At 34.9% G+C, this 11,402-nt stretch carries 8 protein-coding genes and 1 pseudogene; 1 reads left to right on the forward strand and 8 read right to left on the reverse strand.

Annotation, left to right across the window (positions count from 1 at the left end; genetic code table 11):
* The 5 genes and pseudogenes from C4S74_RS25915 to C4S74_RS25935 form a co-directional block, all read right to left on the reverse strand.
* A pseudogene (locus C4S74_RS25915) lies at positions 1 to 155 on the reverse strand (GMP synthase (glutamine-hydrolyzing)); the annotation flags it as partial.
* A 182-nt stretch (positions 156 to 337) separates the two neighbouring features.
* Positions 338 to 2,512: a P-loop ATPase, Sll1717 family gene (locus C4S74_RS25920; protein ID WP_181024548.1), complete on the reverse strand. Its 2,175-nt coding sequence runs from the start codon at positions 2,510 to 2,512 to the stop codon at positions 338 to 340.
* A gap of 88 nt (positions 2,513 to 2,600) precedes the next feature.
* Positions 2,601 to 3,893 carry a hypothetical protein gene (locus tag C4S74_RS25925; RefSeq protein ID WP_103998166.1) on the reverse strand — a complete coding sequence of 431 codons (1,293 nt, stop codon included), beginning with the start codon at positions 3,891 to 3,893 and terminating at the stop codon, positions 2,601 to 2,603.
* A 127-nt stretch (positions 3,894 to 4,020) separates the two neighbouring features.
* The gene (locus C4S74_RS25930; RefSeq protein WP_103998171.1) at positions 4,021 to 5,373 is read right to left on the reverse strand and encodes a hypothetical protein; all 1,353 of its coding nucleotides are present in this window, start codon (positions 5,371 to 5,373) and stop codon (positions 4,021 to 4,023) included.
* Positions 5,374 to 5,985: 612 nt separating this feature from the next.
* Complete coding sequence (locus C4S74_RS25935; RefSeq protein WP_103998167.1) at positions 5,986 to 6,471, reverse strand: hypothetical protein; 486 nt, start codon at positions 6,469 to 6,471, stop codon at positions 5,986 to 5,988.
* Between the two features lie 204 nt (positions 6,472 to 6,675).
* Here C4S74_RS25935 and C4S74_RS25940 point away from each other — a divergent pair, with 204 nt between their 5' ends.
* Complete coding sequence (locus tag C4S74_RS25940) at positions 6,676 to 7,584, forward strand: tyrosine-type recombinase/integrase (RefSeq protein ID WP_103998168.1); 909 nt, start codon at positions 6,676 to 6,678, stop codon at positions 7,582 to 7,584.
* Between the two features lie 502 nt (positions 7,585 to 8,086).
* On the opposite strand, the gene C4S74_RS25945 is transcribed toward C4S74_RS25940, so the two are convergent.
* From C4S74_RS25945 to C4S74_RS25955, 3 genes are all read right to left on the reverse strand, one after another.
* The gene (locus tag C4S74_RS25945; protein WP_103998169.1) at positions 8,087 to 9,901 is read right to left on the reverse strand and encodes a hypothetical protein; all 1,815 of its coding nucleotides are present in this window, start codon (positions 9,899 to 9,901) and stop codon (positions 8,087 to 8,089) included.
* 313 nt (positions 9,902 to 10,214) lie between these two features.
* Positions 10,215 to 11,153 (reverse strand): tyrosine-type recombinase/integrase, encoded by a 939-nt coding sequence (locus C4S74_RS25950; RefSeq protein WP_103998170.1) that lies wholly within the window; start codon positions 11,151 to 11,153, stop codon positions 10,215 to 10,217.
* Between the two features lie 158 nt (positions 11,154 to 11,311).
* The coding region (locus C4S74_RS25955) for a hypothetical protein (RefSeq protein ID WP_146065533.1) at positions 11,312 to 11,402 on the reverse strand (91 nt) is incomplete at its 5' end.

Consider the following 11,402-nt stretch of genomic DNA (forward strand, 5'->3'; position numbering starts at 1 on the left):
GGCGGTTTCGACGTTACGTCGTAGACAATACGGTTGACGTTGTCCACTTCGTTGACGATCCGCACGGAGATTTTCTCCAGGACATCCCAAGGAATACGCGCCCAGTCGGCCGTCATACCATCGATGGAAGTGACTGCACGGATACCTACTGTGTACTTCAATAGAGTAAATTACTATTCAGTTATTGCGTTGTTTTTGTATATCAATTGTAGCGGGTAAATCTAGTCATTACAACAGTGATTTGATTCAACAAGTTAAAACGGAAGAACGTCTTCGTCGATCAGCATTAAGATCAAAAGGGGCGATAGCTTTTATTAAATTAAGGTCTAGGAGTTTTCTACCAAATAGATAAAACCTTCCATAATCCTTGATGAACTTTGTATTTTAATAAAGGTATTTCATTAGGGTTTAGTTTAGTTCGTTTACCCCTATAACTCCAATTTTCGAAGTTCTCAGAACTCATAGTCCCAATTACTCCGACAGAATATAATAAGTTAATCAGTTCTGAATTATCGATTACGCTCTGTGTACAATGTTCTGTTTGATTTATATAACCTCTAATTGTTACGAAATTAACCCAATTCATTTTCATTTTTGGTAAGATGTTATTGAATACATCTAATTTTTGCTCATCATTAAGAAAACCATACAATTCATCTTCAAACTCTTGCTTTAGGTATTTAGAATAATCTTTCGTTGCATCCCTGAGGATTTGCTCTGTCATTCTCTTCTCATTATTTTTGCATAGTTCACGGGCGGAATTAAAAAAGGCAATGATATCCCTTGGTTTGTACGTAGTAAAGTTTAATAGCCATTCCCACGAATCCATCTCTTTAACTTTTTCTGGAAGAATATTGGCTAATGCTAATTCTGATGGCTGTCCACCTTTACCAATAATAAAATTATTTATACGTTTTTGGATAAAGTCTGCAAGTGGATAATCATATTTGTTTATAGAATCATTTATCCAAGTAAGTGTCTTAGTACTTCCAAAATGAATTTTACCTAAATTTGCTCCACTTATCATTTCGTATACATCATTTCTTAAGAAAATAACAATTTTGAAGTCCAGTTCATTTTCATAAAATACATCATTTAAGTGTTTTACTGTCCATAATAAGCTATTTAATATTTCCTTGTAATTAGTAGCTTCATTTATTTTTTCGTCTAGTCCATCTAATATTAAATAAGAAAAGTCTTGTATCTGGCTTCTTTCCAATAAAACTTTATATAATTCTACTAAATCGTCTATAGAAAACACATTACTTGTTTTTTTTATGTAATTTTTATATTTTTCTGATATCGATACACCTTTTTTTAATCTTTTATTAAGTACTTTATCTAGTGTCATTTTTCCATAAAAAATTTCTTCGTACAATTCCTTTAATTCGATGTTATTCTCGTTCGAACTTAATAATTCAACTACAAATGATAGTAGTACCCACTCCCAAACGAGTTGGTATCTTTCATAGCCTATTGCTTTTGCATCTTTCAAAGCATTAAAGCTAGTGTAGTTAAACTTCTCAAAATTAATATAAGTAACTTGGTCTTTATTTATTTCCTCAATATATTTTCCAATATATGTTTTCCCCGTGCCTTTTTTTCCTAGCACAAGTTGGATGTTTTTATCGTTTTGTATTGATTCAGCAACATCGTTAAGATTATAGAAATTTTTCTCGAACTTAACTCTGTCATTTTTTAATTCATTGTCAGCATCAATAATTCCAAAATACATTTCTTTTATACTTGTCTTTATTTCTTTTGAATCAAGATCATTTTTGATTGAATAATCACTGATTAAGAATTCACGTTGGCATATGCCCCAAGTAAAAGATTTTTGTTTGTGTCCTTGCGTTTTACAATACTCTTCCACATTCACACTCAGAAAGTTCTGCATAGAAATATTAGTTAGTCTTTTATTTACTAGTGCCTTTGGATTATTGCCTTCCAAAGCTTCAAAAAGGAACGTACTCCATATTCCATGCTTGGTTTCCTCATTTACACTGGCTTTTTCCTTATGCGAAGCAGAAGAAAATACATATGTATATTCAACATTTGTTAGGTGTGATATATCAGTCGGTGAAAACTCATTGATTTCCCCATTCCTTAAGCCAAAATTTATAGTACTTTCACAAGCATCAATTAAAAAGATTGCTCTTTTACAAGAACTTTCATTAAATTGCGATAAAAACTCTACCAAGTTATGCCATGTCTTTCCTATATCGTCATTATTTGAATCCCATGATGAAATATATGGAGAGCCAAAATAATTTTTCCCATGTCCCGCAAAGAAAAAAAACAGTCTATCATCCTCGGTAAGTTTTTCAATACATTTATTGTACTTGTTTTGGGTATTCATATAGGAGGCTTCATTGCCAATTAAAAGAATACTTTCTTTAACATTAAAAACATTCTTCATGATATTATCGAATCTTATAGCATCATTTTCTGCATACAAAGTTTTATTTAAGTTGCCATATGTTTCAATCCCAATAGAAATCGAATAATCCATAAAATACATCCCCCTGTGCCAGTTTCCTACGAAAAACACCCATACTTTTCAAGATCCCTTATCATGGATGTACCTAAATTTACCTAAGTTAAAGATTTGTTGTGAAATGGAAAAACTGATCGTAATCGAATGCTACTCCCAAGACTCTATCACTATATTGCTTTACTTCTCTATTTTGTTCACGGATACTCCTTCTCCAATAAATTTGGCTATTGGAGTTAATTGCCTGTAGTAAGTTATGAAAATTATCCTCTGTATAGTTTTCCAAGTATGGTTTTATATAATGTAAATATCTATAGTCCGACTGATCGAAATTAGGACTTTTTCCAAAGATAATTATCATCAAATCATAAACTTTACTTTGCAGTCCATCCGTTGATGCTATTTCCAGTAATTTCTTTATTTCAGATTCATCTACGTAACAATCTTCATCCTCTCTTAATTTATTCGCAAGTTCTTGTATATGAGATTCCAAATTATCACTCATAAACCATGATGTTATCAATAAATCGAGATCACTATTTACCGTCGTTTCTATAATAGCTTTACAAGCATCATTTAAGGTTGTATACACCATTGGAAATTCTGCGAGGAACTTTAATAAGTAAGTTGTGGGAGTTCCTAAACTTATATCACTATAATAATTTTTTTCTTGGTTTATTAAATCCAACAAGTATCTATGATTCCTCTCAAAAATAATTTTTAATGCACGATAATTAATCTCTCTATTTGTTTCACAATCAGCATTTTCTAGTTTAAAGACAAACTTCCAAATATCACGAAAAACTTTATTCTCAACGTCTCTAACAAAATGCTGTAAAAACTTAGCTTCTAAATACCTTTTTAAATGTTGATCATCTAACATTACTTGACTTACTCTGGCTAATTCCAAAAGAAATTCGATTGTAATACTTTTGGATAGCAATGGCGCCTTTGTTAAAACACTTTCAAGTATGTTTCTTATATGCGCTCTAACGGTTTCTTTATTGGGCTTGAACAAAATGTAATTTTCGTTAATAACGGGATGTGCTGAAAGATGACGATGTGACTTTAAATTATCAATATATTGCTTATCAACATTATCAATCAAAGAAGTCCTTTCATGTATCATCTCTACAAGTCTTGTTTCCCAATCTGGTGATCGTGGGTTTTGTTGTTGCATTGTTTCAATTTCAATAATAATTGAAGTGGCTATAGTATCATTGTATAAATCTTTTAAATCAGTAATTTTGTATACTAAATCACATATTACCACAGAGTAGAGCATTACTACTGCCGATCGATAACTGCCATTATTATAGGAACTGATTACCTCATTAAAATATTCTTTGGTCTTTGGATGGTAAATTCTCTCCGCATTGTATTCTATAGAAAAATCCATTTAAGTCACCTATTTCATAGATTTTTTTGCCTGACCTTACTAGCGGCTCAACACTAATAAACTATTTCTTATGAAGAATCCTGTAACAGTTACTACATATCATTCACCTGGGTTACTATGATGCCATTCAGATTCTCTTAATTCCATGTTTGTTAAATAACTTTACAAAAAAGTCTTTTATTAATGGTGGGCTTTCTGTTTCATTATTCAATTCGATACCACCAAATCTGTAAACTTCGTATCCATTAAGTTTCAAGTCCCTATCCGCTTTAGCCATCTCTGCGTATTTTTTAGGACTTGAAATATCCCCATCCGAATAATGTTGCTTCCCGTCTACTTCAAGGACAATCCTTTGTTTATTCGAGAACAATAATAAGAAATCCATTCTCTGTCTTGGCAAATATGTTTCGTTTGTCCTTTGCTTAATCGTATAAGGATCATAGTGCAGATAAACCTGTGGAATAAGTGCAGGAAAGTTTGTATCAAACATCTCCCTAAAAAATTTGAAATACCATTTAAACAATATCTTCTCTGGTAATGAATCTAAAGAACTATATAGTCTCTTATATAAAGAAATTTCCGTTGTTTGGTCAATATTCTCAATATTTTGAATATCAGCCCACCATGTAATAAGATCATTCCATAGCAAGCCAGTATGAAGTATGGAACAATCATAGACGAGACAATTTTCTTCGTGTTTGATTATTTTAATATCATTATTTATGGAATCACTAAATATGATTTCTGGCTTATGACCAATTGCGGCAAATATTAAATTTTTCACTTTGCCCTTAACACCGACTTCTAATTTCATCACCTTATACACTGGGTAACCAGATATATTATCTGCTAGAAATAGCTTATAACCATCATTAGAAAGATGCTTATTTATAAAATTAATATAATCATCTTGCTCATCCTGTTCCCTAATTAAAGGATGCACTACTTGTTCCAGAAATTTGATAAATGTTTCGTCAGCCGAAGTAACAAGTTCTAAATATCTTTCGAATAAGTATACTTCATCCCAGTCGGAATTATTTATCATATGTTGCCAAATATCTCCCGAAGCAGTCTTGAAGCGTGAGTCACTTGAAGGCATCTGTTCTAAGTTCCAAATCCTATTCAAAAATTCAATCAAATCGTACTTACCTGTGATTTTTCCCCTTGAATACAATTCGTCTAATATATTTCTTCTAGTTACTTCACTAACTGTAAATATTGAGTTTACATGTTGTAATAATTTTAAAAGTTGGGATGCTTTTGCTCCATAATCATCTACAACTCTTTTAGCCAAATCAATAAGAAATAATAACTCTTTTCCCTTTAATCTTTTTTGCAAATACATCCTTCTACTTTGAAATGCTTCAGACTCATCCCCAAATTCTAATCCATACTTATAACAAATACTTGGCAAATCATATGCCTTTTCGTCTCTAAGCACAAAAATTATTGCATCAATAAGCTGGTTAATGCTAACCACCAAAGATCGCCCCCATGTAACCCCTTTAAAACTGTTAAGCTTTAAATATCTTTCTTTATCCTATTTAATTCATTATTTATGATTTCATCAGTAATGCCCTGTTTTATCCCAAGTTTATCTGAATAAGCTTCTAATAGTTTATCTATTATTCTAACTTTATGAGTAAACTCATCTAATTCAGAGATTAACGAATTTCTGCCTACCTCAGTGAATGTATTATTTATTCTTTCCTTGAAATAGTCATCATAAATTACATCTTCTCCTATGTCAGGATTGTTCTTATCATAAATAGATCATACCATAATATGGATTTCGGCATATAAGTCTAAAAAATAAAAGCATCCACCTTAAATGGATGCCGGAGATATTTTGATAAACTACCATCCTACACTTTCTTTACTAGTGCTTCTTTTCTAATGGCTCGATATAACGTCGCCCTTTTAATACTGGTCAATTCCTCAGTCTCTTTTACAGTATGGTTCTGAGCATCATAACAATTTCAATGCTTGCTCAAGCTTCTTCTGATCACTAACAGGTCTTCCACTTTTTCTTCCTCTTGCTCTAGCTATTTTCAAACCCGTCAATATGCGTAACATTCGAAATGAATGCTCTCTACATGAGTTTAAACGATGTTAAGTATTGTAGAATAGTAGCGCCAAATCCAAGGACTTGTATTATAAAAACAGCAAATCTTAACCATTTTTGCTTTGTATTATGCACTTCAAACGAAACAAAGTTGATTATTTTCGCAATGCCTAAAACACTCCCATATAGTCCAAAGAATAAGAACAACAAAAGTATCCAGTTGATAATAACACCATCAAAATAGTGGTAAATTATTACCCAAAAAACCAAAAATGCGAAACCTAATCCAGCATCATCAAAACCTAGTGGCTTCTCACCTATTATTTTGTTAATTTCAATACTTAATCCAATTATCCCAATAACCATTAACACTGTACTTACAGTATTTGTGACTATAACAATTCCTAAATATGATGGGTTAAAAAATAAAAATAGTGCTACTAATATCATAGAAATGGCAACAGCGATACCTCCTAGTGGCTCTTTCTTTTTCTCAACATTTTTTGAAGTCATCGCTGACCACCTCTCTAGTGTTAGGTGTTCTAATCATACTAATTATACGAAGAAACTGTTGATTTGTTTCAATTGTAAAATTATTCGTAGAATTAATATTCTGCATTGTATTTACGGCAAGTTAGTGGTATTCTATTCGCAGAATACTTTTGAAGTCTCTGTAGACTACTTCGCAGAACACTTTCTACATCTGGGGGAATTATAATGGAGCAACTCAACAGTTTCTTGGATTGGCTCATAGATGAGGGCAAAGACGTAAAGACAATTTCCGCTTACAAAACCATAGTTGGTCAGTTCCATGAATGGGTTAGAGGTACATACGATGAAAAGATGTTGTCTGACATTAAGCCCATCGACATAAAAGAGTACATTGGATATTTAAAGCACTCGTTGAACCGTAAACAAGCGACAATCAACAAAGCTACAGCAACCTTAAAGACATACTTCGCTTACCTTGTTGACAGTGGTGTAGTTTCTGATAATCCAATGACTCGAATTAAGATACAGAAAGTTCAGTCCTCTGAACAGATCGGAGAGACAGGAGTATCTAAGTGGATCTCCAAAAAAGAACAAGACAGGTTCATCAGTTATGTAGACTTAGAGAAGAATGACTTTAAGCGTCTTCGCAATCTAGCCATCATTGACGTTATGCTTTACTCAGGCTTACGTGTTGCAGAGATTGAAGAATTGAAAGTAGAGGATGTAAAGGTGAATGGGGATGTTACTCTCACGATTAGAGAAGGAAAGAAGGGAAAATACGCAACTGTGACGCTGATCGGTAAGCACAGCAGAAACCTCCGTAATTGGCTCAAACAGCGTCAATTGTTGACAGATGACCGATATGTCCATTCCCCCTATCTGTTTGTCTCAGAGCGCACAGGGAAGCTTACGTCTCGAGGCATACAGGTCATGTTGAACAAGTATGCGAATCTCGCCAGAATGGATAAAATAACCCCGCATCGGTTCAGACATTCATTCTGCAAGAACCTTGCCAATTCGGGTGCATCCATAGAAATTATTAGACGATTGGCTAGGCATGAGAACATCCAGACAACTGCCATCTACATCGACCCCAGCCACCAAGAACAACTTAATGCACTACGTAATTTATAGCCCATAAGGGCTTTTTCTTTTGGATCTTACAGCGGAGGGGGGGAGTTTACAGTCATTATGCGATGTTACTTCTCAGAACGAGGGAATACACTTCAAATCACAGAGTACTGTAAGATATTTTACGATACGAAGAAACATGCAACACTATTTACCAACAATTTGTTCTCTAATACCGTTGATTAATCGTAAGGAACTAAGGGATATTACCCCAGACCGTGAGGGGGTGTGGGGGTGGTGCGGTAGGTCCATTCATTCGTGGAGCGTAGCGACACAATGAATGGAGTTGGTTCAGCACCCCCACTTCTGTTACTTGCTGTTCTGTAACCGACACATAACGCCATTTAGCCTGAAAGTATGCCGTAACTTTTTTGCTAACCGTTCCTTAATTCCCTTGATATATCTAGTATTTTCGATCAAGTCATCACTATCTCTATATAATAAATAGAAACGATTACTTGATAGAGTGGTCGATTTGCTCTAACTTATACACGAACTTTCACTTCTATTCATCTTGCAAATCCAACGGATCAGTCAGCTTCTCTATATGTTTGTTATGGACTTTAATAACTTCAAGACCAACTCCATTTTCACTCATTGGCAATAAAGATTTTACCCTTGCATCAATCAAAATCCTGTTAAAGTTAGTTGTAACATTAATTGCTTCGAATATTTCTTTCTTTGAATATATCCCTCTCGGTAATTGATTTATGTAATCTACAAATCTGTCAACATTGTCGCCTTTCTTTTTCGCTCCTTTTTTCTGTTGGAAATCCATTTTGATGGTTTCTCTGTTATGTGTACCTTTGATTTGACTTAATACACTACTTACAATTTCTTGGTCACTATTAACTATGAAAAACTCTCCGCTCGGAAATTCATTGCGTTGAATACGTTTAATACTTTGATAAATCTCCGACGCAATGTACCCTGTCTGAACCGCCCTAAATTCATTATTCATGAATCTACCATGCAAAATTCCTGTTGACTTCCTCCCCAGATCTGATTGCTTGTACATCATGTATTGTATAAGATACTGCTCATATGAAATATTAGGTGTTCCAATAATCCAACATTGAGTGAAATCAGAGTATTCGTTTTTTCCAATTAGATTCCCAAACCAATTGATTGCAAAATTTTCACCGCTGTATTCATCACCAACGCCTATCTTAGTAATTTCAGCTTTGTAAAGCTGTTCTAATATGGCTTTGTGGTTGTCCTTATGGCAAATAATTAAAGTCTTACTATCCGATTTATGATTTGCTTTAATCTTGTCGCAAATTTCGGGATAAAACTTACTATGATTTAAGTAAATGTTACTTTTACTTGAATTAAAGTCCACGATGGTGAATCTCGAGTTTCTGTGGTCAACAATTCTCTCCTGCCCAATGAGATTGAAACTGCCCAGTTGGTAAACCCCATCAATTCCTGCACTTGCGTCAAGAATGATGTTGTTGTCTAGCCCCCATAACTTATGTTTGCGATTAAAAGTCGAGATATTACCTCCATTGTAAACACATTTTGTGTTGTACCACTGGTCAAGTCCCGCCATGAAGTGTTTCAAAGTATTCTTGGTTTTTTTATCCTTTTCATTCTCAATGTTTACTTCCATAGTTTTCTTGAAATTTTCCAGTGTTGTAGGGTGAATCTTTGGTTCACAACGCACAACTTTATTCTTGTTCTTCTCGATTTCCTGTTTTTGAAGTTCTGTAGTAAGTTTTTGGCAAACTTTATCATACTCAGGCTGAATACTTGTATGGAGTAGAGAACGAACTTCATCATAAGTTTTTTTTGAGAAAGTATAGATAGGGAAATTGACTCTTTCGTCAATGACAAGCACATCCCTGTTCTCCATAAATGCTTCTCTGACTACATCATCAAGACAGAGGTTAATATAGCGTTGATGACTGATAATTAAGACACGAATATCTTTAAGTTCGTCTAGCCTTAACTGCCATTCTCCCCAGTTATCAGATGTTATACCTAAAACATTCGTACGTAGTGAATGGTTATGCCTCTCTAGGTACTTTTCGCTATGTTCTATGTCGGTTTTGAAGCGTTTTACAATTAAGAACGAAAGAGGATTTTCCCACTCATCAAGATTCTCATCAACTACTTTCAGCGTCTGTAGACTCTTTCCTAGTCCTGCTTCAAGGCTAAAAACATTAAAGACGCTATTACCTGTATTATGAGTGGTTATCACTTGCTTTAATTCCTTGACTTTATTTAAGTACAGATCGCCATACGCTCTTTCGTATACATCCACTTCCAGTTCTCTATCAAGCGTCCCCTGTTCGTCATCCTCATGGAAATCGATCACTAGTCATTCCACCTTACAGTAGTATACTGTTGTTCAAATCAATATTTAGACTCTTCTAGAATCATAGGTAACACGCTTATTATAACCATTTTACAACTAAAAATGGGTGATCTAACATGATAAACGCTTACTACTGTTCGAAGAATTTATAGACACTATTCTTCCCACGCTCTATAGCGCCTAATTTTGCCCTGTACTGCTTTCTTGTGATTGAATTATAGGAAACCCCTAGACGCACCTAGACAGGCTTACGCTGGCTCTGGGGTCGTGTATGAGGCATATTCTTAATGCGTTGTCAGAATATAAGAGAAGCTTAGTCCTGAGATATTTTCACTTTATTCAACGGACTATGTAGCCTTCCGATCTGAAGAATATCTTCCTGTTCTAGCCCTCTTAAATATTTCGAAGTAATTTGAGTATCAAAATGCCCCAACAGCCTGCTAAGGCTGTATATGTCAATGCCATTTCTTAATTGCTTTTGAGCAAAGTAATGGCGACAATCATGTGGGGAGCATCTGACTTCCTTTCTCACGCCAGCATTAGTGCAATGCTCTTTTAGAATCTTGTTAATGCGGGATCGGGATAACCGTACAGCCGATTGGTCTAGGAAGTAATAATCCTCGATTTCATCCCGTAACCTTTTTTTGAATCTTTCCTGCCTTAAAGCTTCGTACTTCCTCATGTACTTCCGCATAATATTGCTAATGTACACTAGACGTTGTTTAGAGCCTTTACCGTGAATCAGAATATGCCGCCGCGCTATATCATCATTCTTGATGTTGCATAGCTCAGAAACCCTTATACCAGTGTCAAAGAGCATAATAAGAATGAGCTTGTCCCGAACATTGGAATACGTCTCTTCTTTGAGGTCGTTGATTATCCGCGACACCTCATCATCATTGAACGTGACAATGACTGTCTTTTCTTCTTTGAGGTTCTTAATTCTCCGCATGGGGTTGCTCTGCACATCGATAAACTCTTCGTTCACTAAGTATTGGAAAAACACCTTTAACGTGGCTATGTTGTTGTTAATCGTACTGTTGACTTCTTTCCCGACACGCTGACGTTCCTGTATATATTTCTTGATATGAAGCTGAGTCACTCCCTCAGCCTCTGTTACACCTAACTCTTTAACCGTAAACCTTTCCCACCTATACAAACGAAACATACAAAGGTCAACGTACTTCTTTTCCCTGCCCAAAATTTCTTGGTTTAGCTTAAAATCCTCAATTAGTTCTTTGATCTTGGTCATAAAAAATACTCCCTTCTATTTGCTAAACAACGCAGATAAAAGAGAGTAATTTTTGCACTCTATTGTTGCAGGTGTAGACTGGGACTCAATATTTCCAACGCCCGAAACCCTTATGTATCAAGGCTTGCGAGCGTTGGACTACATTGATTCCATCTATACTATTCCCACTCGATCGTTGCTGGCGGTTTCGACGTTACGTCGTAGACAATACGGTTGACGTTGTCCACTTCGTTGACGATCCGCACGGAG

It is taken from the genome of Paenibacillus sp. UNC499MF (genome assembly GCF_900107975.1).
In the GTDB taxonomy this organism is placed as follows: Bacteria; Bacillota; Bacilli; order Paenibacillales; family NBRC-103111; genus Paenibacillus_F.